Annotated in this window: 17 protein-coding genes and 1 CRISPR repeat array; of the genes, 15 read left to right on the top strand and 2 right to left on the bottom strand. The window is 69.3% G+C overall.

The genetic code is table 11. From position 1 onward, the window contains the following. The first annotated feature begins 1 nt into the window (after position 1). The 5 genes from P7L68_RS03310 to P7L68_RS03290 all read left to right on the top strand — a co-directional run bounded on the left by P7L68_RS03310 (position 2) and on the right by P7L68_RS03290 (position 7,400). Positions 2–820 (top strand): ABC transporter permease, encoded by an 819-nt coding sequence (locus tag P7L68_RS03310; protein WP_371999718.1) that lies wholly within the window; start codon positions 2–4, stop codon positions 818–820. After that, positions 817–2,514 (top strand): ABC transporter ATP-binding protein, encoded by a 1,698-nt coding sequence (locus tag P7L68_RS03305; RefSeq protein ID WP_371999716.1) that lies wholly within the window; start codon positions 817–819, stop codon positions 2,512–2,514. Before P7L68_RS03310 ends, P7L68_RS03305 begins: the two co-directional genes overlap by 4 nt. A 49-nt stretch (positions 2,515–2,563) precedes the next feature. Next, positions 2,564–4,033 (top strand): NAD-dependent succinate-semialdehyde dehydrogenase, encoded by a 1,470-nt coding sequence (locus P7L68_RS03300; RefSeq protein WP_371999715.1) that lies wholly within the window; start codon positions 2,564–2,566, stop codon positions 4,031–4,033. Between the two features lie 2,804 nt (positions 4,034–6,837). Further along, on the top strand, positions 6,838–7,110 hold the full coding sequence (locus tag P7L68_RS03295) for a CopG family ribbon-helix-helix protein (protein WP_371999713.1): 273 nt from the start codon (positions 6,838–6,840) through the stop codon (positions 7,108–7,110). Positions 7,111–7,136: 26 nt separating this feature from the next. Then, entirely contained in the window at positions 7,137–7,400 is a 264-nt protein-coding gene (locus P7L68_RS03290) for a type II toxin-antitoxin system RelE/ParE family toxin (RefSeq protein ID WP_371999950.1), read from the top strand. Positions 7,401–8,293: 893 nt separating this feature from the next. On the opposite strand, the gene P7L68_RS03285 is transcribed toward P7L68_RS03290, so the two are convergent. Further along, on the bottom strand, positions 8,294–8,959 hold the full coding sequence (locus tag P7L68_RS03285) for a helix-turn-helix transcriptional regulator (RefSeq protein ID WP_371999711.1): 666 nt from the start codon (positions 8,957–8,959) through the stop codon (positions 8,294–8,296). Between the two features lie 452 nt (positions 8,960–9,411). Then, a CRISPR array of direct repeats spans positions 9,412–10,354; the repeat unit is 31 nt; unit sequence GTCGCACCCTTGCGGGTGCGTGGATTGAAAC. A gap of 607 nt (positions 10,355–10,961) precedes the next feature. Here P7L68_RS03285 and P7L68_RS03280 point away from each other — a divergent pair. From P7L68_RS03280 to P7L68_RS03255, 6 genes are read left to right on the top strand one after another with little or no spacing between them, the layout of a single operon-like run. Next, positions 10,962–13,376: a glucose/quinate/shikimate family membrane-bound PQQ-dependent dehydrogenase gene (locus tag P7L68_RS03280; RefSeq protein ID WP_371999709.1), complete on the top strand. Its 2,415-nt coding sequence runs from the start codon at positions 10,962–10,964 to the stop codon at positions 13,374–13,376. Positions 13,377–13,381: 5 nt separating this feature from the next. Further along, positions 13,382–14,404, top strand: a complete 1,023-nt coding sequence (locus P7L68_RS03275; RefSeq protein WP_371999707.1) for a c-type cytochrome — start codon at positions 13,382–13,384, stop codon at positions 14,402–14,404. After that, positions 14,401–16,920, top strand: coding sequence for a cytochrome c oxidase subunit I (gene ctaD, locus P7L68_RS03270; RefSeq protein WP_371999705.1), 2,520 nt, complete (start codon positions 14,401–14,403; stop codon positions 16,918–16,920). Before P7L68_RS03275 ends, ctaD begins: the two co-directional genes overlap by 4 nt. Before the next feature lie 13 nt (positions 16,921–16,933). Further along, the gene (locus P7L68_RS03265) at positions 16,934–17,296 is read left to right on the top strand and encodes a transmembrane prediction (RefSeq protein WP_371999704.1); all 363 of its coding nucleotides are present in this window, start codon (positions 16,934–16,936) and stop codon (positions 17,294–17,296) included. Next, positions 17,296–17,976 (top strand): cytochrome c oxidase assembly protein, encoded by a 681-nt coding sequence (locus P7L68_RS03260; RefSeq protein ID WP_371999702.1) that lies wholly within the window; start codon positions 17,296–17,298, stop codon positions 17,974–17,976. The genes P7L68_RS03265 and P7L68_RS03260 overlap by 1 nt, the downstream gene beginning before the upstream one ends. After that, positions 17,973–19,043 carry a c-type cytochrome gene (locus P7L68_RS03255; RefSeq protein ID WP_371999701.1) on the top strand — a complete coding sequence of 357 codons (1,071 nt, stop codon included), beginning with the start codon at positions 17,973–17,975 and terminating at the stop codon, positions 19,041–19,043. Before P7L68_RS03260 ends, P7L68_RS03255 begins: the two co-directional genes overlap by 4 nt. Before the next feature lie 60 nt (positions 19,044–19,103). Here P7L68_RS03255 and P7L68_RS03250 read toward each other — a convergent pair whose 3' ends face one another. Continuing rightward, on the bottom strand, positions 19,104–19,610 hold the full coding sequence (locus P7L68_RS03250; protein WP_371999699.1) for a hemerythrin domain-containing protein: 507 nt from the start codon (positions 19,608–19,610) through the stop codon (positions 19,104–19,106). 223 nt (positions 19,611–19,833) lie between these two features. Here P7L68_RS03250 and cydD point away from each other — a divergent pair, with 223 nt between their 5' ends. The 4 genes from cydD (at position 19,834) to cydB (ending at position 26,035) form a co-directional block, all read left to right on the top strand. After that, positions 19,834–21,450, top strand: a complete 1,617-nt coding sequence (gene cydD, locus P7L68_RS03245) for a thiol reductant ABC exporter subunit CydD (RefSeq protein ID WP_371999698.1) — start codon at positions 19,834–19,836, stop codon at positions 21,448–21,450. Between the two features lie 32 nt (positions 21,451–21,482). Further along, positions 21,483–23,183: an amino acid ABC transporter ATP-binding/permease protein gene (locus P7L68_RS03240; protein ID WP_371999696.1), complete on the top strand. Its 1,701-nt coding sequence runs from the start codon at positions 21,483–21,485 to the stop codon at positions 23,181–23,183. 86 nt (positions 23,184–23,269) lie between these two features. After that, on the top strand, positions 23,270–24,874 hold the full coding sequence (locus P7L68_RS03235; protein ID WP_371999694.1) for a cytochrome ubiquinol oxidase subunit I: 1,605 nt from the start codon (positions 23,270–23,272) through the stop codon (positions 24,872–24,874). Positions 24,875–24,880: 6 nt separating this feature from the next. Beyond that, the gene (gene cydB / locus P7L68_RS03230; protein ID WP_371999692.1) at positions 24,881–26,035 is read left to right on the top strand and encodes a cytochrome d ubiquinol oxidase subunit II; all 1,155 of its coding nucleotides are present in this window, start codon (positions 24,881–24,883) and stop codon (positions 26,033–26,035) included. The last annotated feature ends 28 nt before the right edge of the window (positions 26,036–26,063 follow it).

Genomic DNA, 26,063 nt, shown 5'->3' with positions numbered 1-26,063 from the left:
GATGATCTTCAGGTCCCTGCGCGGCCTTTCAGGCCTGGTGCTGGTCGGTGTCATGATCGTGGTGGCCATGCTCGCCACGGTCTGGACGCCGCAGGATCCGCTGGCGCTGAACCTGCGCGCCCGCCTTGCCGCCCCGGGCGGCGCCCATCTGCTCGGCACCGACGAATTCGGCCGCGACGTGCTCAGCCGGCTGATGGCCGGCGCCTCCTCCAGCATGACCATCGCGCTCACCACCGTGGTCTTCGCGATCATCGCCGGCAGCATCATCGGCATCCTGGCCGGCTATTTCCGCGGCTGGACCGACCGGATCGTGATGACCTTCAACGATGCCCTGCTCGCCTTCCCGGGCATCCTGCTGGCGCTCGGCCTGCTGGTGGTGCTGGGGGCAAGCCCCGGCGGCATCGTGCTGGCGCTGGGCCTTGCCTACACGCCCTCGGTCGCCCGGGTGATGCGCGGCACGGTGCTGTCCCTGCGCGAAAATGCCTTCATCGAGGCCTCGCGCGTGATGGGCCATGGCCAGGCCTACACCATGGTCCGCCACATCCTGCCCAATTGCGTGGCGCCGCTGACGGTGCTCGCGACCTCGATGTTCGGCTGGGTGCTGTTGTCGGAAAGCGCGCTTTCCTTCCTGGGTCTCGGCGCGCCGCCGCCGGCCCCCAGCTGGGGCAACATGCTCTCAGGCGGGCGCGCCTTCATGGGCCAGGCCCCCTGGCTCGGCATCTTCCCGGGGCTCTGCATCTCGTTGACCCTGCTCGGCATCAACCTGCTCGGCGACGCGCTGCGCGACCGCCTGGACCCGCGGATGAGGAATATTGCATGACCGGGTGCATGACCGGGCGCGATACTGCCGCCACGCCGCTGCTCGACGTCTCGGAGCTGTCGCTCGGCATCGGCGAGACCGGCCGGCTGGTGGTCGACCGGGTGGGCTTTCAGGTCCGGGCGGGCGAGATCGTCGCCGTGGTCGGCGAAAGCGGCAGCGGCAAGACGCTCGCCGCCCGCGCCGTGCTGGGGCTGACGCCGCCCGCCATCCGCCGCCGCGGCGGCCACATCCGGATCGACGGCCGGGCGCTGGACGACATGACCCCGCGCGAGCTGCGGGCCCTCCGCGGCGGGCGGATCGGCATGGTCTTCCAGGAGCCGATGACCTCGCTCAACCCCTCGCTGACCATCGGCCGGCAGCTGGAAGAGGCGCTGACGCTGCACACCGGGCTCGATGCCGCCGGCCGCCGCGCCGCCATCCTCGCCATGCTCCGGCGGGTGGGGTTGAGCGATCCCGAACGGGTGCTGACGGCCTGGCCGCATGAATTCTCGGGCGGCATGCGCCAGAGGATCATGCTGGCCTCGGTGATGCTGCCCAAACCGGCGCTGCTGGTCGCCGACGAGCCCACCACCGCGCTCGATGCCGTGGTGCAGCGCGACGTGCTGGAGCTGATGGTGGCGCTGACCGCCGAGAACGACACCGCCGTGCTGATGATCAGCCACGACCTCGCCATGGTCGCGCGCTATTCCCACCGCGTCATCGTGATGTGCCGGGGCGAAATCGTGGAACAGGGGCCGACCGATCAGATCCTGCGCGCCCCCGCCCATCCCTATACCCGCAAGCTGCTGGGCGCCATGCCCCGCCGCCGGCAGGTGCCCGAGGTGGCGGCAGACGCCCCGCCGCTGGTGGAGGTGCAGGGGTTGACGGTCGATTTCGGCGGCCGCGGCGGGTTGTTCCGGCGTGGTGCGCACAAGCGTGCGCTTCACGGCATCGACCTCGTCATCCGCCCGCGCGAGGTGGTGGCGGTGGTCGGCGGCTCGGGCTCGGGCAAGACCACGCTCGGCCGGGTGCTCGCCAGCCTGCAAAAGCCGGGGGGCGGCCGGCTGATCTTCGACGGCCAGCCCGTGACCGATCGGTCGGGCCCGGCCTGGACCGCCTATCGCCGCAACTGCCAGATGGTCTTCCAGGACCCCTATTCCTCGCTGGATCCGCGGATGACCGTCGCCCAGGCGATCGGCGAGGCGCTCCGCGGATCGGGGCTGGACCGGGCCGCCATCCGCGCCCGGGTGCTGGAGGTTCTGGCCGAGGTCGGGCTCGACGACACCCATGCCGCCCGCTACCCCCATGAACTCTCGGGCGGCCAGCGCCAGCGCATCGCCATCGCCCGTGCCGTCGTCCGCCGGCCGCGGCTGGTGATCGCCGACGAGCCGGTCTCGGCACTCGATACCACCGTGCGCGCCCAGATCCTCGACCTCTTCGCCGATCTCCAGCGCCGCCACGGCTTCGCCTGCCTGTTCATCAGCCATGATCTGGCGGTGGTGGAACAGCTGGCCAACCGGGTGGTGGTGATGAACCAGGGCCGGATCGTCGAAGAAGGCCCGCGCGACCGGATCTTCGACGCCCCGGCCGATCCCTATACGAAGCGGCTGCTCCAGGCGATCCCGACCCTCGATCCCACGCCCTCGGGCGGGGTGCGGCTGCGCTGGCGCCATGAAGAGACCGCACCGGACGGCGACCACCAGGCCAGCGCCTGATCTTTCGCGACCCAAGCCCCCGCTTTCACAGACCAAGGACGTCCCCCCCATGTCCGCCGCTCTCTCCTGTCCCGCCGCCACCTCCTACCCCGACACGCGCCTGTTCATCGACGGCGCCTGGACCGCCGGCAGCACCGGCCGCGACGAGGCGGTTCTGAACCCGGCCACCGGCACCGCCATCGGCCGGGTCGCCCATGCCTCGACCGCCGATCTCGACCGGGCGCTTGCGGCCGCCGACCGCGCCTTCCGCAGCTGGCGACGGGTGCCGGCCTTCGATCGGGCGAAGCTGATGCGCAGGGCCGCCGGGCTGATGCGCGAGCGCGCGGCCGCCATCGCCCCCATCCTGACCCTGGAACAGGGCAAGCCGCTGGCCGAAGCCCGCGCCGAGGCGATGGGATCGGCCGATACCATCGACTGGTTCGCCGAAGAGGCGCGCCGTACCTATGGCCGGGTGATCCCCTCGCGCGCCCCCGGCCATGTCCAGATCGTCACCCGCGAGCCGGTCGGCCCGGCCGCGGCTTTCACGCCCTGGAATTTCCCGATCAATCAGGTGGTGCGCAAGGTGGCGGCCGCTCTTGCCGCCGGCTGCACGATCATCGTCAAGGGGCCGGAAGAAACCCCGGCCAGCTGCGCCGCGCTGATCGCCGCCTTCGCCGATGCCGGGGTGCCGGCGGGCGTGATCAACCTGGTCTTCGGCGTGCCGGCCGAGATTTCGGCCTATCTGATCCCCCATCCGGTGATCGCCAAGATCTCGTTCACCGGCTCCACCGCCGTGGGGCAGGAGCTGGCGGCGCTGGCCGGGCGGCATATGAAGCGCGCCACCATGGAGCTGGGCGGCCATGCCCCGGCGATCGTGTTCGCCGATGCCGATCCGGCCAAGGCCGCGGCGGCGCTGGCGGCGCAGAAATTCCGCAATGCCGGCCAGGTCTGCATCTCGCCCACCCGTTTCCTGGTCCATGAAGACATCGCAGAGCCCTTCACCGCCGCCTTCACCCGCGCCGCCGCCGCGATCCGGGTCGGCAACGGCCTGGATGACGGCGTGGGCATGGGCCCCCTCGCCAATATGCGCCGGGTGGAGGCCATGGAGGCGCTGGTGGCCGATGCTCAGGCCGCGGGCGCGGAGCTCTGCACCGGCGGCGCCCGCATCGGCAATCAGGGCTGTTTCTTCCAGCCCACCGTGTTGACCGGCGTGCCGCTTTCCGCCCGGATCATGAACGAGGAACCCTTCGGCCCGATCGCCCCCATCGCCACCTTCCGCGATTACGACACGGTCATCGCCGAGGCCAACCGCCTGCCCTGGGGCCTCGCCGCCTATGCTTATACCGGCAGCGCCCGCACGGCCGCGGCGGTCTCGGCCGACCTTGAAAGCGGCATGGTCTCGATCAACCAGGCCCCGCTCGGCTTCCCGGAAGTCCCCTTCGGCGGCATCAAGGCGTCCGGCCACGGCTCGGAAGGCGGCAGCGAGGCGATGGAGGGCTGGCTGGTGACCAAGTTCACGGCCGAGAACACGGTGTTCTGAGCGGGGTGGGCCGCATCGGGCGAAGACGGGCGGGCGCCGGAGCGGCATAACCGTGGGGAGAGTGTACAGGACAATGGCTCCACCGGGCCGTCCATTGCCGGCTGCGGCTCACACACCCCCGCGACCCGGGATGCCCCCGCAAAACCACACCCAAAAGCCTGGCCTCTATGTCCGATCCAAACCTCGCCACCCACTGCACACCCCCTCTACCGTCATCCCGGCCTTCGCCGGGATGACGGTGGGGAGGGTGTGCCGGGACTGGCAGCGCCAGCGCCGGACATCAACGGCGCGGCGCGCGGATGGCCAGAGGGCTGAATCGGCCGACAACCCGGGGGGACCGGGTTGCAGGGTTTCCATGACCGGAGCAAATGGTCATGACCTCAAACCTCTATGTCCGATCCAAACCTCGCCATCCACTGCACACCCCCTCTACCGTCATCCCGGCGACGGCCGGGATCCAGGTAGGCTTCCACGGGAATGGACAGGCGACCGGGCGTGCGGACCACCATGTCGGCCATCACCGCCGGACCAGGGCGTTCAGCGTTCTTTGTGGGGGGGGCGAACCTGGATCCCGGCCTTCGCCGGGATGACGGTGGGGAGGGTGTGCCGGGACTGGCAGCGACGGCGCCGGACATCAACGGCGCGGCGCGCGGATGGCCAGAGGGCTGAATCCACCGACAACCCGGGAGACCGGGTTGCGGGGTTTCCATGACCAGAGCAAATGGTCATGACCTCAAACCTCTATGTCCGATCCAAACCTCGCCACCCACTGCACACCCCCTCTACCGTCATCCCGGCGAAGGCCGGGATCCAGGTAGGTTTCCACGGGAATGGACAGGCGACCGGGCGTGCGGACCACCATGTCGGCCATCACCGCCGGACCCGGGTGTGTGGCGTTCTTTGTGGGGGGACGAACCTGGATCCCGGCCTTCGCCGGGATGACGGTGGGGAGGGTGTGCCGGGACTGGCAGCGACAGCGCCGGACATCAACGGCGCGGCGCGCGGATGGCCAGAGGGCTGAATCGGCCGACAACCCGGGGGACCGGGTTGCGGGGTTTCCATGACCGGAGCAAATGGTCATGACCTCAAACCTCTATGTCCGATCCAAACCTCGCCATCCACTGCACACCCCCTCTACCGTCATCCCGGCGAAGGCCGGGATCCAGGTAGGCGTCCACGGGAATGGACAGGCGACCGGGCGTGCGGACCACCATGTCGGCCATCACCGCCGGACCAGGGCGTTCAGCGTTCTTTGTGGGGGGCGAACCTGGATCCCGGCCTTCGCCGGGATGACGGTGGGGAGGGTGTGCCGGGACTGGCAGCGACAGCGCCGGACATCAACGGCGCGGCGCGCGGATGGCGAGAGGGCTGAATCGGCCGACAACCCGGGAGACCGGGTTGCGGGGTTTCCATGACCAGAGCAAATGGTCATGACCTCAAACCTCTATGTCCGATCCAAACCTCGCCACCCACTGCACACCCCCTCTACCGTCATCCCGGCGAAGGCCGGGATCCAGGTAGGCGTCCACGGGAATGGACAGGCGACCGGGCGTGCGGACCACCATGTCGGCCATCACCGCCGGACCAGGGCGTTCAGCGTTCTTTGTGGGGGGGGCGAACCTGGATCCCGGCCTTCGCCGGGATGACGGTGGGGAGGGTGTGCCGGGACTGGCAGCGACGGCGCCGGACATCAACGGCGCGGCGCGCGGATGGCCAGAGGGCTGAATCCACCGACAACCCGGGAGACCGGGTTGCGGGGTTTCCATGACCAGAGCAAATGGTCATGACCTCAAACCTCTATGTCCGATCCAAACCTCGCCACCCACTGCACACCCCCTCTACCGTCATCCCGGCGAAGGCCGGGATCCAGGTAGGTTTCCACGGGAATGGACAGGCGACCGGGCGTGCGGACCACCATGTCGGCCATCACCGCCGGACCAGGGCGTTCAGCGGTCTTTGTGGGGGGACGAACCTGGATCCCGGCCTTCGCCGGGATGACGGTGGGGAGGGTGTGCCGGGACTGGCAGCGACGGCGCCGGACATCAACGGCGCGGCGCGCGGATGGCCAGAGGGCTTAATCGGCCGACAACCCGGGGGGACCGGGTTGCAGGGTTTCCATGACCGGAGCAAATGGTCATGACCTCAAACCTCTATGTCCGATCCAAACCTCGCCATCCACTGGACACCCCCTCTACCGTCATCCCGGCGAAGGCCGGGATCCAGGTAGGCGTCCACGGGAATGGACAGGCGACCGGGCGTGCGGACCACCATGTCGGCCATCACCGCCGGACCAGGGCGTTCAGCGTTCTTTGTGGGGGGGGCGAACCTGGATCCCGGCCTTCGCCGGGATGACGGTGGGGAGGGTGTGCCGGGACTGGCAGCGACGGCGCCGGACATCAACGGCGCGGCGCGCGGATGGCCAGAGGGCTGAATCCACCGACAACCCGGGGGACCGGGTTGCGGGGTTTCCATGACCGGAGCAAATGGTCATGCCTTCAAACTCCCCTCCTTCCAAACCCTTGTCAAGAGACCTCCGAAAAGCACGGTTTCCGTCGGGTCGCGCTCATTTACATAACAGGTTATGCGCTCCAATTCTTATCGGTATTTTCAATAATAATATCAATAGTATAACATTTCCACTGGGCGATCTCCATCCGTTCACGCGCCCCATCCGCCGCGGCACAGCCGAAAGGCATCCGCCCGTTCAGCGACGGCGCCGGGACCGCCGGCAGCAGGCGAAGAGGCTGGATTCCCGTCCCACAGGGGCCTAAATTATCAAGGGATCGTTCCGGAAGGTGAGTGTCATGTCGACCTCTCTCAAGATTGATGACGACCTCGAACGGCGCCTCCACGAGGTAGCAGGCCGCCGCCGTCGCTCCGTCGATGCCGTCACGGTTGAAGCGATCCGGCAATATGTCGAACGCGAGGAAGCCCGCGACGACTTCCGACGGGAGGCCGAAGCCTCCTGGGCCGCGTATCAGACGGACGGCCTGCACCTGACCGGCCAGGAAGTCAGCGATTGGCTGAACAGCTGGGGCACCGAGGGCGAGACGCCGGCACCGCGGTGCCACAGGTAATCGTCACCAGGACTGCCGTTCGCGGCATCCAGCGCTGCCAGGCCTTTCTGGCGGCCAAGGCGCCCGATGCTGCGCGACGGGCAGGCCAAACCATAGATCGATACCTGGTGTCGCTGGCTTCTCACCCGGATATCGGTCGCCCGTTCTCCGACGGCTCGGATCTGCGGGAATTGCTGATCCCGTTCGGTCACTCCGGCTATGCGGCGCTCTACCGTCATGTTCCGGGCGAGACGGCCGTGTATGTGCTGGCTTTCCGGCACCAGAAGGAAGCCGGCTATCTGCTGCCTTGACCACCCGGCCCTTACAGGCCCCCCACCTCCCACCCGATCCCATGCTCCGCGGCCACCCGCCGGAACCGCTCATGCAGCCGGTCGAAGCTGGCGGCATCGCAGCCGGCCGGCTGCACACCACCATCCGGCATGGGCGCTGACGATGGCCTTTCGCCGCGATGACGGTAAGGAGGGTGTGCCGGGACTGGCAGCGACAGCGCCGGACATCAACGGCGCGGCGCGCGGATGGTCAGAGGGCTGAATCCACCGACAACCCGGGAGACCGGGTTGCGGGGTTTCCATGACCAGAGCAAATGGTCATGACCTCAAACCTCTATGTCCGATCCAAACCTCGCCACCCACTGCACACCCCCTCTACCGTCATCCCGGCGAAGGCCGGGATCCAGGTAGGCGTCCACGGGAATGGACAGGCGACCGGGCGTGCGGACCACCATGTCGGCCATCACCGCCGGACCAGGGCGTTCAGCGTTCTTTGTGGGGGGACGAACCTGGATCCCGGCCTTCGCCGGGATGACGGTGGGGAGGGTGTGCCGGGACTGGCAGCGCCAGCGCCGGACATCAACGGCGCGGCATGCGGATGACCAGAGGGATGAAGCGGCCGATAACCCGGGGAGACCGGGTTGCGGGGTTTCCATGACCGGAGCAAATGGTCATGACCTCAAACGTGGTGATTTTTAGCAGCGATGGTGCACTAGAGTTTCCATGACCGGAGCAAATGGTCATGACCTCGAACTCCCCTCCTTCCAACCCATTGTCAAGCAGCCGGTGAAAGGGGCCGTTTCCGTCGGCTCCCACTGATCTGCATAACAGGTTATGTAACGCCGCCTCCGGGAGGATTTTCCAGAATATTATCAGAGAGATAGCATTTCCACCAGGTCGTTCCCTCCGGCGGCTCACCGGGTGGTGCCCGCCACCACCCGCACTCGATAGCTGCACCGCCGCCCGCCGGCCGGGATATGATCTTCGCGCGTGACCGTGCATCCCGGCCCCAGCACCGTGCGGAAGACGGCAAGTTCGGCGCGGCAGAAGCCCTGGCAGGCCGTGGCGGCGGCGCAGATCGGGCAGTGGTTTTCGATCAGCAGCCAGCCATCGCCGTCGGGGGCGGGCTGGACCTCGGCCATATAGCCTTCGGCGCTGCGCTGGCGGGCGAGCGCCTGGAGGCGGGTCTCCGGATCGGCCGCGTCGGCCAGCGCCGCGTCATAGGCCGCGCGGGTTTCGGCCTCGCGCGCGGTGATCAGCCGGTCGAGCGCCTCTTCGCCGAGCAGGTCGCGGACATGGCGGATCAGGGCCACGGTCAGCTCGGCATGGGCATCGGGAAACCGGGCCTGGCCGCGATCGGTGAGGTGCCAGATCTGGGCCGGGCGGCCGACGCCGCGGATCTCCGCCCGCGCCTCCACCAGCCCCTCGGCCGCCAGCTTGACCAGCTGCTGGCGGGCATTCTCCCCCGTGGTGCCCAGCGCACGGCCCAGCGCCGCGGCGGTCTCGGGCCCGCCGGTCTTGATCAGGGTCAGCAGCCGGTCGGCCGTGCCCGTTGCCTGTCTCAGGGAAGGGTCTCTCAAGGGGTCGGTCACCCGCGTCCTCGCCCTTTCGGGATCATGCCAAAGCGTTATTCCAAGCCGGTCTTTGGAAATTAAGGGAGAGGACGGCGCGGGGCAAGGGCTGTGGGGCAGGCCGATCCGTCATCCCCACAAAAGGCAACCGTCAGCCCTCACGCCGGACGGACGGCAGAGGGTTTGTGCAGCACTGCGCGACCATAGACCCGGACAGAAACCACGAGGCGTCTCTACGGGATCTTCTCACCGCCAATACCGCCCCAGAACCCGCCCCGCCTCGCCCGCGAACCCCAAGCTCCCGTAAAAACCCCGGGAGGTTCGCGGAAAAAATTTCTGGCTTTTTTCAATGACTTAAATTTCACGATTTATTCTTGTTCATACTTTGGCATGGCCTCCAGCGGAGGTTCGCGCAGATCGCCTTTTTCCGGCTGCGGATTCAGGCTATTAAGAGGGGGTGAGTCGCACCCTTGCGGGTGCGTGGATTGAAACGCAAGCGACCGGTCTAGAGCATTGCTCAAGCCCGTCGCACCCTTGCGGGTGCGTGGATTGAAACGCAGCACGGGCACCGTCAGCCGCAGTGCTGCGCGGTCGCACCCTTGCGGGTGCGTGGATTGAAACCCACGGTAGCGCGTGCCTTGCGGCACCCGGGAGCGTCGCACCCTTGCGGGTGCGTGGATTGAAACGCTGTCGCTCCACGCACTGGCGACGCCCGAGCGGTCGCACCCTTGCGGGTGCGTGGATTGAAACCGCCAACACCCGCGTCTGCGCCACATAACTGGCCGGGTCGCACCCTTGCGGGTGCGTGGATTGAAACCGTGGTACAGCTGCCCCAGGGTCGGAGCCGTTAAAGAGTCGCACCCTTGCGGGTGCGTGGATTGAAACCGTTCGGAAGGTAGCGCAATGGTTGATCTCACCAGTCGCACCCTTGCGGGTGCGTGGATTGAAACTTGACGTCGACCGGGTCAGCTTCCGGTGCCGGCACGTCGCACCCTTGCGGGTGCGTGGATTGAAACACAGGCCCGTCTGGCGGCCTGGTGCGGCCTGGAGTCGCACCCTTGCGGGTGCGTGGATTGAAACCGCGCCGGCGCGGAAGCGGGGCCGGTGAGGGCGGTCGCACCCTTGCGGGTGCGTGGATTGAAACGGGCATCGGCAGAGGCTGAGGTGGCGCTGGCCGAGTCGCACCCTTGCGGGTGCGTGGATTGAAACACTCGTGCGACGACGGGATGCGGATTCTGCCGCGCGTCGCACCCTTGCGGGTGCGTGGATTGAAGCTCTTGAGTCTGACAATGGGCATCATGCCACACCGGTCGCACCCTTGCGGGTGCGTGGATTGAAACCAAGTGCCTGGGACCAGACGCCGGTCCCTTCCGGTCGCACCCTTACGGGCGCGCAGACCGAAACCGCGCCCCCCAGCAACGGGAGCCTTCGCTTCCGTCGCCCCGCCGCCTGATGCACAATCAGACCCGACCCATTGTCCCTGAAAGAAAATCCCGTCATCCCGGCGAAGGCCGGGATCCAGGTCGGCCCCTACAGGATCGGGCGGTGATCCCCTGGCGGGAGCCGTGCCGTCAGCCATCAGGGGGAATGCCCGGTCAGGGCCGGGTTCAGGGCGTTCGGCGTCTGGGCTGACAGCTGCCCTTCGCGGGGCTGGCCGTGGTGAGCGTTGTGCATGGACCATCGGCGGTTGTTCATGACACCGACAGTCTCCGGGCCAGGGATCGGCGCTCATGTCAGGATCTCCACCGGCCGACATCCTGTGCGACATGTGCACCGTCATCCCCGCCGTCGCGCACAGGCGCTGACCTGCCCCCCTGCCATCCCTCCGGATCCATGACGCGCGGCCGCGGCGGAACCGGGGCGGAGAAACGCTGCTCAGGCTGGTTGCGGCTCCCGGGATCGGGCGGCGGCAGATCGCGATGTGCGCCTCCCCCTGACGGCCCATGACATGGAACCTTCGCCCCCTGCCCGCGTTGATCCGGCGCCGGCAGTTCGACACGGAGGGAACCCCATGGCCGAGCCGACGCCTCAGACACGCACGCGGTCCCGGCTGATCACCGCCACCGCGATCCTGTTCCTGCTGATCGCGCTGGGGCTGATCGGCGCCGGGGGCTGGCTCGTGGGGTTGGGCGGGTCGTGGTATTACCTCGCGGCCGGGCTGGGCTTTCTGGTCACCGCCTGGCTGCTGTACCGGCGGCGGACGGCCGCGCTGCATGTCTATGCGGCGATCATGGCCGGCACGCTGGTCTGGGCGCTGGTCGAAGTGGGCTTCGACTGGTGGCAGCTGGCGCCGCGCGGCGATGTGATCGTGGTGCTGGGCCTCTGGCTCTGGATGCCCTGGATCACCCGGCGGCTGGGCACGCGCAGCCTTGCCCCCGGCGGTCTGCCGCTGGCGGCATCGCTGGTGCTGGCGGTGGTGGTGGCGGGGATCGCGATGGCCACCCCCTCTCACGGCATTTCGGGCAGGCTTGCCATGGAGCGGGTGGCGGAGCTCGCACCTGATTACGGCGGCGTCCCGGCGGGCGAAGGCGTTCCTGCGGGTGATTGGCACGCCTATGGCCGCACCGCCGCCGGTCAGCGCTACAGCCCGCTCGGCGAGATCACCCCCCGCAATGTCGACCGGCTGGAGGTCGCCTGGACCTATCACACCGGCGATATGCGCCGGCCGGGCGATCCGGTCGAGACCACCTATCAGGTCACGCCGCTCAAGGTCGACGACACGCTTTATCTGTGCACGCCGCATAATTACGTCATCGCGCTGGATGCCGGCACCGGCCGGGAGCGCTGGCGCTTCGACCCCCGGGTGCCCGACAACATCAACCGCCAGCACCTCACCTGCCGGGGCGTGTCGTACCATGCCCGCGAGGGCGCGGATCCCGCGACGCTTTGCACGCGGCGGATCTTCATGCCCACGGCCGATGCCCGGCTCATCGCGCTGGATGCGGCCACCGGCCGGGTCTGCACCGGGTTCGGCCAGAACGGCCAGATCGACCTCTGGCGCGGCATGCCCAATGTCGAGCCGGGCTTCTATTATTCCACCTCGCCGCCGGTGGTGACCCGCGATCTGCTGATCATCGGCGGTGCCGTGAACGACAACGTGTCCGTGGCCGAGCCCTCGGGCGTGGTCAGGGCCTATGACGTCGAGACCGGCGCGCTGGTGTGGAATTTCGACACCGGCAATCCCGAGGCGACCGCCCCCCTGCCGGACGGCGCCAGCTATACCGCCAATTCGCCCAATGTCTGGTCGGTGGCGTCCGCCGATGAAGAGCTGGGGCTGGTCTATCTGCCGATCGGCAACCAGCCGCCCGACCAGTGGGGCGGGGCGCGGTCAGAGGCCGCCGAACGCTTCTCGTCTTCCGTCACCGCGCTGGATCTGGCGAGCGGCCGGGTGCGCTGGGTGTTCCAGACCGTGCATCACGATCTCTGGGACCGCGACGTGCCGGCCCAGCCGACACTGGTGGATCTGGACATGCCCGCCCTCGACCTGCCCGGCGGCCCCGTTCCGGCGCTGGTTCAGCCCACCAAACAGGGCGATCTCTTCGTGCTCGACCGCCGCACCGGTGAACCGGTGCTGCCGGTGACCGAAGAACCCGCACCGCAGGGTGCCGCCGAAGGCGACCACGCCGCCCCCACCCAGCCCGCCTCCGCCCTGTCGTTCCGGCCGCCGCCGCTGGCCGAATCCGACATGTGGGGCGCCACCATGTTCGATCAGCTCGCCTGCCGGATCCGCTATCGCAGCCTGGACTATCGGGGCGCCTATACCCCGCCCTCGGAACGGGGCACGCTGGTCTATCCGGGCAATTTCGGCGTGTTCAACTGGGGCGGCGTCGCGGTCGATCCGGAACGTCAGGTGGTCTTCGCCACCCCCTCTTACCTCGCCTTCGTCATCCGGCTGATCCGGCGCACGGATGACGAGCGGCGCTATGTTTCCGACGGCGAGCCCGGGCTCAACGAGAATTTCGGCGCGCCCTTCGCGGTCGATATCGGCCCGATGCTCTCCCCCGTTCTGGGCCTGCCCTGCCAGGCGCCGCCCTGGGGCTATGTCGCCGCGGCGGATCTGCGCACCGGCGACATCGCCTGGATGCATCTGAACGGCACGGTCCGCGACCGCGCCCCGGTGCCGCTGCCCTTCGAAATGGGCGTGCCCGATCTGGGCGGGCCGCTGATCACCGCCGGCGGCGTCGCCTTCATGAGCGGCACCATCGATTATTACGTCCGCGCCTTCGACATGGCGACCGGCCGCAGGCTTTGGGAAGACCGGCTGCCGGCCGGCGGCCAGGCGACGCCGATGTCCTATCGGGGGCCCGACGGCCGGCAATATCTGCTGGTCGTGGCCGGCGGCCATGGCTCGCTCGGCACCAAAGCCGGGGATGCGATCATCGCCTATGCCCTGCCGCCCGCCGGCGGCGGCGACGAGGGAGGCTGACCGCCGTGACGCTCGGACGACGCGCCCCGGCCGCCCCGGCCGCCCGCAGATCCGCGCGGGGCTGGGCCATCGCCGCCACGGGCGCCGCACTCGCCGGCTGCTCAGGCATGCAATCGACGCTCGATCCCGCCGGCGAGGCGGCCGACCGGGTGGCAACGCTGTTCTGGATCATGCTGGCCGGCGCCGCCGTGATCTGGACCGGCGTGATGGCCACCGCCATCGCCACGGCCCGACGCAAGGGGCCGCCGGTCAGCCAGAAGCGGGCGCAATGGTTCATCATCGGCGCCGGCGCCGTCTTCCCCACCCTCGTGCTGACCCTGCTGCTGACCCATGGCCTCCGGCTGATGCCGGAACTGCGCGCGGGCGGCGGCGACCTGAAGATCCGGGTGCAGGGCGAACAGTTCTGGTGGCGGGTGACCTATCTGCCGGAAGACGGCCCGCCGGTGGTCTCGGCCAACGAGCTGCGCCTGCCCGCAGGTGCCGTGGTGGAGCTGGAGCTGACCAGCCCCGACGTGATCCATTCCTTCTGGCTGCCGTCGATCGCCGGCAAGACCGACATGATCCCCGGCCGCGTGACCCGCCAGCTGCTGAAGCCGGTAAAACCCGGCCTCTATCGCGGCGCCTGCGCCGAATTCTGCGGCACCGGCCATACGCTGATGGCCTTCACCGCCGAGGTGATGCCGGCCGAAGACTTCGCCCGCTGGCTGGCCGCCGAAGGCCGGGATGCGGCCCCGCCCGCCCCGGGCAGTGCGGCGGCGCGCGGGGCCCGGGTGTTCAACGATGAGGGCTGCGGCGCCTGCCACAGCATCCGCGGCACCGATGCCCGGGGCACGATCGGCCCCGATCTCACCCATCTGGGCAGCCGGCACGGTATCGGCGCCGGCATTCTGCCCAACACGGCCCGGCACATCGCCGATTTCATCCGGGCGACCGCCACGGTCAAGCCCGGCGTGCTGATGCCGGCCTATGGCGGGATCGCCGATGACGATCTTTCGGCCCTTGCCGCCTATCTGGAGGGATTGCAATGAGTGACGATCTCTCCCGCAATACGCTTGCCGAGGCACAGGCGGCGCGGCTGCGCCATGTCTGGGCCAATCCCCGGGGCTGGCGCTACTGGTCGGCGGTGAACAATACCGAGGTCGGCATCTGGTACATCGTCACCGCCTTCGGCTTCTTCCTGTTTGCGGGCGTGCTGGCGCTGATCGTCCGCGCCCAGCTGGCGGTGCCCCAGAACGATCTGGTCAGCCCGGAATTCTACAACCAGGCCTTCACCCTGCACGGCACGATGATGATGTTCCTCTTCGCCGTGCCGATCTTCGAAGCGGTGGCCATTCTGCTGCTGCCGCAGATGCTGGCCGCCCGCGACCTGCCCTTTCCGCGGCTGTCGGCCTTCGGCTTCTGGTGCTTCCTGATCGGGGGGACCTTCGTCGCCGGCTCGATCTTTTTCGATGCGGCACCGGCCAGCGGCTGGTTCATGTATCCGCCGCTGGCCACCAACAAGGATCTGGCCGGGATCGGCGCCGATATCTGGCTGCTCGGCCTGTCCTTCATCGAGGTGGCCTCGATCGCGGCGGCGGTGGAACTGATCGTGGGCGTGCTGAAATGCCGGCCGCCGGGCATGCGCATCCATCTGATGCCGCTCTATTGCTGGTATGTGCTGATCGTGGCCGGGATGATCCTGTTCGCCTTCCCGCCGCTGATCGCCGGCGACATCCTGTTCGAACTGCAACGCATGTTCGACTGGCCGTTCTTCGACCCCGATCGCGGCGGCGACCCGGTGCTGTGGCAGCATCTGTTCTGGATCTTCGGCCATCCGGAGGTCTACATCATCTTCCTGCCCTCGATCGCGCTGATGGCGATGATCGTGCCGACCTTCTCTCAGGTGCCGATCACCGGCTATGGCTGGATCGTGCTGGCGGCCGTCGGCACCGGCTTTCTCAGCTTCGGGCTCTGGGCCCATCACATGTACACCACCGGCCTGCCGGCGCTGTCGCTGGGCTTCTTCTCGGCGGCGTCGGAAGCGGTGGCGATCCCGACCGGCGTGCAGATCTTCGTGTTCATCGCCACCATGGCCACCGGCCGGGTGATCTTTTCGGTGCCGATGCTGTTCGCGGCCGGTGCGCTCGCGGTCTTCGTCTTCGGCGGGCTGACCGGGGTGATGGTGGCGCTGGCCCCCTTCGACTGGCAGGCCCACGACACCCATTTCGTGGTCGCCCATCTGCACTACACCCTGATCGGCGGCATGCTGCTGCCGCTGATCGCCGGGCTCTATTACTTCTTCCCCTTCGCCACGAAGCGCATGCTGTCGGCCCGGCTCGGCAGATGGGCCTTCTGGCTGATCTTCACCGGCTTCAACATCACCTTCCTGCCGATGCATTTCACCGGACTGCGCGGCATGCCGCGGCGGGTCTTCACCTATCCCGCCGGCCATGGCTGGGACTGGCTGAATCTGATCTCTACCTTTGGTGCCTATATAATGGCAATCGGGGTACTTATAGTGGTTGTGGACGTGGTCCGCGCCCTGCGCCATGGCCGGCCGGCACCGCGCAACCCCTGGAATGCCGGCACGCTGGAATGGACGGTGGAAACCAGCGACGAGAATTGGGGCGTGCGCTCGGTGCCGCAGATTTCCAGCCGTTATCCGCTGTGGGATCAGCCGGGGCTGGTAGAGGAGATGGATCAGGGCCGCGGCTATCTGCCCGATGCCGCGGCCGGCCGGCGCGAGACCCTGATCACCGGCGTGCTGGATGCGACGCCTGAACAGGTGCAGCGCCTGCCGACCAATTCCTTCCGCCCGCTCGCCGCCGCCGTCTTCATCGGCACCTGTTTCATCGCCGCCACCTTCGAATGGTGGTGGCTGGCGACGGCCGGCGGGATCATCGGCATCGGCGTCATCCTGGGCTGGCTCTGGACCGGCACCGCCCGCCCGCCCGAAGCCGCCATGATGGATGCAGGCCGCGGGCTGACCCTGCCGCTTTATGCCTCGGGGCCGCGCTCGGTGGGGTGGTGGGCGATGTGCATCACCATGGTCGGCGATGCCACCGCCTTCATCAGCCTGGTCTTCGGCTATTTCTTCTACTGGACCATCCATGCCGAATTCCCGCCGCCGGAAGCCACCGGCCCGGGGCTCGCCTGGCCGGGCATCGCGGCGGCAACCGGGCTTGCCGCCTGGGCGACGGTGCTGGCGGCCCGCCATGCCAACCGGGCCGGCCGGGTGGCAATCGCCCGGCTGGCGCTGATCGCGGGTGCCGGGCTCGCCATCGCCTCCATCGCCGCCGGAGCCGCCGCCATCCTGACCACCGGGCTCGACCCCGTGGTCCATGTCTATGACGCCACCGTCTGGGTGCTGGTGATCTGGACCGCGCTGCACCTGGCGGCGGGCGTGCTGATGCAGCTCTATTGCCTGGCGCGCAGCCTCGCCGGCCATATGACGCCGCTGCACGACATCGACATCCGGAACGTCGCGCTCTACTGGCATTTCACCGCCGGCACCCTTGCCGTCACCATGGCGGTGATCGGCCTGTTTCCGCTGGCGAGCGGCTGAGGGAGAGCCATCCATGCTGACCCGCCCCGACCGCGCCACCATCGTCACCCTGCTCGCCCCGCCCACCGTCTGGGCGCTGCATTTCCTGACCGCCTATATCCTGGCCGCCATCGCCTGCGCCAAGGGGTGGGATCTGGGCGGCGTGCGGCTGGTGATTGCGGCCGCCACGGCGGCGGCGCTGGTCTTCATCGTGCTGGCCGCCCGTGCGGCCCACCGCCATACCGGCTTCACCGCCGACACGCCCCCCCATGACGACCCGACCCGTGCCTCCCGCATGCGCCAGATGGGGGCGGCCACCTTTCTGGTCGCCGCCCTGAGCTTCGTGGCGGTGGTCTTCACCGGCCTGCCGGCCGCGTTCATCGCGGATTGCCGGTGATGCGCCGGGGGCTGGTCGTCGCCGGGCTCGTCCTGCTGGCGCTGCTCTGGGGCGGGCCGCTGATGCGGGCCTCGCACCAGGATTTCGCCGCCCATATGGCCGTGCATATGGGGCTGGTGGCGGTGGTGGCACCGTTGCTCGCCGCCGGCATCGCCGGCACGCGCTTCGACCTGTCGGACCGCCATCCCCTGATCTTCGGGCCGCTGATCGCCTCGGCGGCGGAGCTGGTCACGGTGTGGGGCTGGCATCTGCCGGCGCTGCATGCCGCCGCCCGCACCGATGCGCTTGCCCATGCCGCCGAACAGGCAAGCTTTCTGGCGGTGGGGCTCTGGGTCTGGACCGCCTGCCTCGGCCACGGCCTGGCGGGCGGTGAGACGGATGGCCGGTCCCGCCGCGCCGCCCTCGGCACCGTCGGCCTGCTGCTGACCTCGATGCACATGACCCTGCTGGGTGCGCTGATCGCCTTCGCCGGCCGGCCGCTCTACACCCACGGCCTTGCCGGGCTGCACGGCACCGGGGTCGATCCGGCGCAGCTGATCGCCGACCAGCAGGCCGGGGGGGTGATCATGCTGCTGGGCGGCGGGCTCGCCTATCTGATCGGCGGTGTGGCGCTGATGGCGCGGCTGTTCCGGGATGCCGGGGCGTTCCGTGATACCCGGCACGGAAGGACCACGCCATGAACCGGAAGATCCGTCTCCGCCACCTGCTCTACGGCCTGGCCGGGCTCGCCGCCGCGGCGCTGGTGGCGCTCTGGGCCGGGCTGATGCCGGTCACCGCCAGTTCGGGCCATTGGCGGATCACCGCCTGGGCCCTGCACTGGGTGATGCAGAATTCCGTCCGCACCGATGCGCTGTTCGTCGAACCGCCCGACGAGGTCGACGACCCGGTGCTGGTGCGCCGCGCCGCGGGCCATTTCGACACCGCCTGCCGCTTCTGCCATGGCGCCCCGGGCGCACCCGCAGGGCCCCTGCCCTTCAACATGACCCCACGCCCGCCCGGGCTTGGCCACGCCGCCCATGCCTGGAGCCCGGCGGAGCTGTTCCGCATCGTCGGCCACGGCGTCAAGTTCAGCGGCATGCCCGCCTGGCCCGCACCCGCGCGCGACGACGAGGTCTGGGCGATGGTCGCCTTCCTGCGCGCCCTGCCGCAGATGGCGGGGCCCGACTACGCCCGGCTTTCCGGCCGCGCCGCCACGGCGGATGCGGGCGGCAGCCTGCCCGCCCGGGCGGGCTGTGTCGCCTGCCACGGCGTCGACGGCGGTTCCCATGGCGGCGCGGTGCCGGTGATCGGCGGTCAGCGCGCCGATTATCTGGCGGCCACCCTCACCGATTTCCGCGACGGCCGCCGGGCCAGCGGCATCATGCAGGTCGCAACCGCCGGCCTCGACGACGACATGATCGCGCGCCTCGCCCGCCATTACGCGGGCCGGCAACCGGAGCCGGACCCCGCCGCCCCTGCCGATCCGGCAGAGCCGGCCCGCGGCACCGCGATCATCGCCGACGGCATGCCTGAGGCGCGCGTACCCGCCTGCAGCGCCTGCCACGGCGCGGGCGGCGCCGATCCCAAACCCGGCATCCCCCGCCTCGCCGGCCAGAATGCCGGCTATCTCGCCACCCAGCTCCAGCTCTGGCGCGCCGGCACCCGCGGCGGCGGCCCCCGCGCCGAGGTGATGACCCGCGCCGCCAGCGGGTTGTCGGATGCGGATATCCGGGCCGTGGCGGCGGCGCTGGCGCGGGGGGAGGAATAGCACGCGTCGGCAGGTGCAGCACCATCGAAGACCAACACGGCCACCACGGCGGTTCGAATGTCAGCCTTCGGCTTCGAAACGCGGGAAGAGTATATTGTTTTCCAGATGGATGTGGTCCATCAGCTCCGCGACGAAATGGCTGAGGCCCAGATAGAGGGCGGTCCAGGAGCGGCAGGCGCCGGGGGGTGGGGTGAAGCCGTCGGTCATGGTTTCCAGGCGGCGGATCTGCTCGCCATGATCGTCGTGTTCTTCGCGCATGACACGTATGGGTTGCGCAACCAGGGCCGAAGGGGCGCGGCGCATGGCGGGGAAGAGGATCAGTTCCTCTTTTTTCATGTGCATTTCCAGAAGGCCCGCGGTCTCGCGCAGCAGCTCGGCGAGGCCCTGCGGCAGGGCCGGGTTGCCGGCGTGAACCCGCGCCACCTTCCCGGCCAGCAGGATCAGCTCTGGCAGGTCGCGGCGATGGGCGTCGTGATAGCAGACCAGGATATGGTCGATCAGGGCGTCGGTGCCGATGTCGGCCGCCGGCACCTCTTCGGGGGCGGTGGCGGGATCGGGGCGGGTCATGGCATCATCCCTTCGGCAAGGCGGGTTCGTGGGGAGGAGTATCGGCGCTGAAAGATGACTCTTAAATATATATTTCAGAGCTGCGACGATCCGCCTCCCCTTCGCCCCTTCTTCTCTCCGTCTGCATCTTCCCGCCTGCCGGGGCATGAGGTCGCAGCCATGCCCCCTTCCATGTCGCGTCAATCTGTGGTGCCCTTCACCTTAAGGATTCCACGAGGCGGACATGCGAAACCGGACGAGACATTCCCCCCGAGCCACGACCACCGGAAGTTTGGTGCAGCTGGCCGCCGCGCTGGTCTGGCTGCCCATGGCCTGGATCATTGCCGATGCGCTGGGGCGGCTGGCCATGGACGCCGAAACGGCGGTGGTGCTGCCCGCCGCCATCGCCGTGCTGGCCCTGGGGCTGCTGCGGGCGGGGCTGGAGGCGCTGGGCAGCCGGATGGCGTTCCGGGCCGCACGGGCGGAGGTGGGGCGGTTGCGCCGCCGGGCGCTGGCGGCGCTGGCCGCCCGCGATCCGCTGGACCCGGACCGGGCCGCATCGGGGGCGGCGGCATCGGTGGTGGCGGAACAGGCCGAAGCCGTGCTGCCCTGGCTGCACCGCTACCAGCCGGTACAGCTGAAAGTTGTGACCGTTCCTTTTGTGCTTCTGGCGGCTGTGGCCTCGGTGTCCTGGGCGGCGGCGCTGATCCTGCTGGTGGCGGCGCCGCTGATCCCGCTCTTCATGGCCCTGGTCGGCATCCGCGCCAAGGCGGCGAGCGAGGCGCAGCTGGCCGAACTCGGCACCATGAACGCGGTGCTGATGGACCGGCTGCGCGGGCTTGCCACCATCCGGGCGCTGGATGCCGTGGACGTGACCGCGCGGCGCCTGAGGGTCGCGGCCGAAGGCGTGCGGCAGCGGACCATGGCGGTGCTGCGCATCGCCTTTCTGTCCTCGGCGGTGCTGGAGCTGTTCTCGGCGCTGGGGGTGGCGATGGTTGCGGTCTATGTCGGCTTCCACCTGCTGGGGGATCTGAGTTTCGGCGCCTGGGGCGGGCGGATGGGGCTGGCCCAGGGCCTGTTCGTGCTGCTGCTGGCCCCGGCGTTTTTCGAGCCGCTGCGCGAGCTGGCGGCGGTCTGGCACGACCGCGCCTCGGGCGAGGCCGCGCATGACGCGCTGACCGCGCTGGGGGCGGCACCGGCCGCCACGGACCAGGCGCCGGGGGTCGTCGACCTTTCCGGCCCGCCCGCGCTGTCGCTCAGGGATCTGACCTTCGCCCATCCGGCAAGCGGCCGGGGGATCCCCGCGGGGTTCGGCCTGGAGGTGGCGCCCGGTGAGCGGGTGGCGCTGTTCGGCCCCTCGGGTTCGGGCAAATCCACCCTGCTGGCGCTGATCGCCGGACTGGCCCTGCCAGATGGCGGGCGGATCACCATCGGCGGTACGCCGCTCGATGCATCGACCCGGGCGGATCTGCGCCGGCGGATCGCCTGGATCGGCCATCGGCCGCATATGATCGCCGGCAGCCTGGCGGCGAATGTCCGCTTCGGCCGCGATCTGGCGGCAGGCCCGCCGCTCGCCCGGCTGCTGCCGGGGGTGGACCCGGCACGCCAGGTGGGCGAGGCCGGGTTCGGGCTCTCGGGCGGCGAGGCGGTGCGGCTGGCGATCGCGCGGGCGATCGCCGACCCCGCCGCCGATATCGTGCTCGCCGACGAGCCGACCGCGCATCTGGACGGCGACACCGCCGCCCGGGTACGCGCCGCGCTGATCGAGGCCACCGCCGGCCGCACACTGGTGGTGGCGACCCACGATCCCGATCTGGCCGCGGCACTCGACCGGGTGATCCGGCTGGAGCCGCGGTCATGAGCCGGCGCCGGAGACCGGGCGGACAGGGCAGGATGGCGACGCTCGCCGCCACCGCGGCGCTGTTCTTCCGCATGCGCCGCAAACCGCTGCTCGCCGGCATCGCACTGGCGGCGCTGACCGTGCTGGCGGGGGTGGCGCTGCTTGGGCTCTCGGGCTGGTTCATCACCGCAACTGCAGCCGCAGGCAGTGCGGCTGCCACTGCACTCACCTTTGACGTGTTCCGGCCGGCGGCGGGCATCCGCATGCTGGCGCTGCTGCGCACCGGCGGCCGCTATGGCGAGCGGCTGGTGACCCATGATGCGACGCTGGGCCTGCTGGCGGAGCTGCGCGAACGGCTGTTCCGCGCCCATGCGCGCCCCGATCGCGCCCGGGCGCTGAAGGCCCGGCCGGCGCGGCTGCTCCACCGGCTGACGGTGGAGGTGGATGCGCTCGACAATCTTTACCTGAGGGTGCTGCTGCCGGCGGCCGCGGCGGTGATCACCGCGGCGCTGGCGGCGCTGGCGCTGGCGCTGATCGATCCGCTGCTCGGGCTGGGGGTGGGGCTGGGCGTGGCGGTGACCGGCATCGCCCTGCCGCTGGCGCTGGCCCGGGCCGCCGACCGGCCGGCCCGGCGGCGCGCGGCGGCGCTGGAGGCCCTGCGCATGCGCACGGTCGATCTGGTGGCGGGCCAGACCGACCATCTGATGACCGGTCGCATCACGGCGGCGCGCGACCATGCCGCCGCGGCCGAAGACCGGCTGGCCCTGGCCGACGACCGGCTGAACCGGCTGGACACCGCCGCCGCCGGCGGTTTCGGCGCGGCGAGCGCCGTGCTGCTGGCGGGCAGCCTTGCCGCGGCGGGCGGGCTGGTCCAGACCGGCATCGCGACGGTGCCGCAGGCGGCGCTGGTGGTGCTGGTGGCGCTGGCGCTGATGGAGCCTTTCGCGGCGCTCCGCCGCGGCGTGCTCGACCTGGGCCGCACGGTCATCGCGGCGCGCCGGCTGCTGCCCATGCTGAAGCCCCGCGCCCTCAGGACAGGCGGCGCACCACCGCCGCCGGCTGCCGATCCGCCGCCGGTGCCCTTGGCGCTGGTGATCGAGGATCTGCACTTCGCCCATGACGGCGCGGCGGCGCCGCTGTTCGACGGGCTGTCGCTTGCGCTCGCCCGCGGCGAGCGGGTGGCGCTGCTGGGGCCGAGCGGCGCCGGCAAATCGACCCTGGTCGAGCTGATCGCCGGCGAACGCCGGCCCGATCGGGGCCGGATCCGGGCGCTGCCGCACAGCCTGCTCGGCCAGGCGACCGAGCTGTTCGCCGATGATCTGGCCGGCAATCTTCTGCTCGCCGACCCGGCTGCGACATCAGACCGCATGCTGGCCGCACTCGACCGCGCGGGGCTGGGGCAGCTGGTCCGCGACCATCCGGCGGGGCTTGGCCAGCGCCTGGGAGAGGGCGGAGAAGGGCTGTCTTCCGGGCAGCGGCGGCGGATGGCGCTGGCGCGCATCTTCCTGCGTGATGCGCCGCTGCTGCTGCTCGACGAGCCGACCGACGGGCTCGACGCCCGGACCGCCGCGGAGGTTTTGACAACGGTCAAGGAAATGCCGCAGACGCAGACGATACTCGTCGTCACGCATCTGCGGCGGGAGGCCGCCCTGGCCGACCGGCTTCTGATCATGGAAGACGGGCGGATCACCGGCGACCTCCGGCGTGGTGAGACGGCGTTCCGGGCAGCGCTCGACAGGCTCCGCCCGGACTGACGGCAGCCGCCCGCCCCGGGCGGTATCGTCCGTCGCCGGGGATGCGGCCAAGGATAATGCCGGTCCGGCCGGCGGGAGTTGTTCGAATGGAACTGGACGTCGTATCGCTGTCACGGCTGCAATTCGCCCTGACGGCCCTCTATCACTTCCTCTTCGTGCCCTTGACCCTGGGCCTGTCGGTGGTGATCGCGATCATGGAGACGGTCTATGTGATGACCGGCCGCGCGATCTGGCGCCAGATGACCAAATTCTGGGGCACGCTGTTCGGCATCAACTTCGTGCTGGGCGTGGCGACCGGCATCACCATGGAGTTCCAGTTCGGCATGAACTGGAGCTATTACAGCCACTATGTCGGCGACATCTTCGGCGCGCCGCTGGCGATCGAGGGGCTGATGGCCTTCTTCCTGGAAGCCACCTTCGTCGGCCTGTTCTTCTTCGGCTGGGACCGGATGACGAAGGTTCAGCACCTCTGCGCCACCTGGGCGGTGGCGATCGGGTCGAACTTCTCGGCGCTCTGGATCCTGATCGCCAATGGCTGGATGCAGAACCCGGTGGGCGCCGCCTTCAACCCCGCGACCATGCGGATGGAGGTCGACAACTTCTTCGACGTGCTGTTCAACCCGGTCGCCCAGGCCAAATTCGTGCACACGGTTTCGGCCGGCTATGTGACCGCCTCGATCTTCGTGCTCGGCGTCTCGGCCTGGTACATGCTGAAGGGACGGCACGTGCTGCTGGCCAAACGCTCCATGGCGGTGGCGGCCTCGTTCGGCCTTCTGTCCTCGCTGTCGGTGGTGGTGCTGGGCGACGAGAGCGGCTATATGGCGACCGAACACCAGCGCATGAAGCTGGCGGCGATGGAAGGCATGTGGGAGACGGAAGCCGCACCGGCCGGCTTCACGGCGCTGGGCTTCCCCGATCAGGCGGGGCGCGAAACCCATCACGTGATCACCATCCCCTATGCGCTGGGCCTGATCGCCACCCGCTCGCTCGATACCGAAGTGCCCGGCATCAACGATCTGGTCGACAAGGGCAAGGAGAGGATCCGCAGCGGCATCATCGCCTATGACGCGCTGCAGAAGATCCGCGCCGCCCGCAGCATCGATGCGGTCGGCCCCGAGGTGCGCGAGGCCTTCGAGGCCAATGGTGGCAATATGGGCCATGCCCTGCTGCTGATGCGCTATGTCGACGACCCGCGCCTTGCAACCGATGCCCAGATCGACCAGGCCGCCTGGGATCTGGTGCCCCATGTGCCGACATTGTTCTGGTCCTTCCGGATCATGGTCGGGCTCGGCTTCTTCTTCATCCTGCTGACCGGCGTGTTCTTCTGGCAGTCGGCCCGCAACCGGCTGGGGGAACAGCGCTGGCTGCTGAAGATCGCGGTGCTGGCGATCCCGCTGCCCTGGATCGCGGCCGAAATGGGCTGGATCGTGGCCGAAGTCGGCCGTCAGCCCTGGATCATCGAAGGCGTGCTGCCCACGGCCATGGCGGTCTCCAGCCTGGGTGCGGGTGAGCTGCTGCTGACGATCGCCGGGTTCACCCTGTTCTACAGCGTGCTGTTCGTGATCGAGATGGGGCTGATGCTCCGCGCCATCCGCAAGGGGCCGCAGCCCGATCACGACCCCGTCCCGCCCCCGTCCGCGACGCATCTGCCTGCCGCAGGTGGCGCCGCCCGGCCCTTCCCGGCGGAGTGACCAGCCATGATCCTGCATGAGCTTATCGACTACGGCACGCTGCGCCTGATCTGGTGGGGGCTGCTCGGCATCCTGCTGATCGGCTTCGCCGCCACCGACGGCTTCGACATGGGCGTCGGCCTGCTGCTGCCCTTCGTGGCAAAAAACGACGTCGAACGCCGCGTCGCCATCAACACCGTGGGCCCGGTCTGGGAAGGCAACCAGGTCTGGTTCATCCTGGGCGGCGGCGCCATCTTCGCGGCCTGGCCGCCGCTTTATGCGGTGTCGTTCTCGGGCTTCTACCTCGCCATGTTCGTGGTGCTGGCGGCCCTGATCCTGCGGCCGGTGGCGTTCAAATACCGCTCCAAGCGGATCGAGCCCGGCTGGCGCAGCGCCTGGGATTGGGCCCTGTTCGTGGGCGGTTTCGTGCCGGCGCTGATCTTCGGTGTCGCGATCGGCAATGTGCTGCAGGGCGTGCCCTTCCGGCTGGACGACACGCTGCGCGCCTTCTATGAGGGCAGCTTCTTCGGCCTGCTCAACCCCTTCGCCCTGCTCTGCGGGCTGATGTCGGTGGCCATGCTCGCCATGCACGGCGCGGTCTGGCTGACCCTGAAGGCCGGCGGCGCGGTGGGTGAGCGGGCGCGGAATTTCGGCACCGTCGCCGCCGTCGCCACCATCGCCCTCTTCGCCCTTGGCGGGCTGGCGCTGGCCAATTGGGTGGACGGCTATGCGCTGGCGGCACCGATGGCGGCCGACGGCCCGTCGAACCCGCTGCTGAAAGACGTCGTCCATGGCGACGGCGCCTGGTTCGTGAACTACGCCAACAACCCCTGGATGCTGATCGCGCCGGTGCTGGGCTTCGCCGGGGCCGCCGTCACCCTGGTGGCACTGCGCGCCCGGATCCGGGGCCTGTCGATCATCGCCTCGGGGCTGTCGATCTTCGGGGTGATCTCGACGGTCGGGCTTTCCATGTTCCCCTTCATCCTGCCCTCCTCCATCGACCCGCGCTCCAGCCTGACGGTCTGGGATGCGTCGTCCTCGCACCTGACCCTGTTCATCATGCTGGTCGTGACCGTGATCTTCCTGCCGCTGATCCTGGCCTATACCGCCTGGGCCTACCGCATCATGTGGGGCCGGGTGGAGGAAGAGGCGATCCGCGAGGAAGCCGGCCACTACTACTGATCGCAAGCATCACGAAGGAGACAACCCC

The sequence above is a fragment of the Tistrella mobilis genome, from assembly GCF_041468085.1.
Taxonomy (GTDB): Bacteria; Pseudomonadota; Alphaproteobacteria; order Tistrellales; family Tistrellaceae; genus Tistrella; species Tistrella mobilis_A.
The sequence above is the reverse complement of the archived record's forward strand: the minus strand, read 5'-3'. Positions and strand labels throughout refer to the sequence as shown.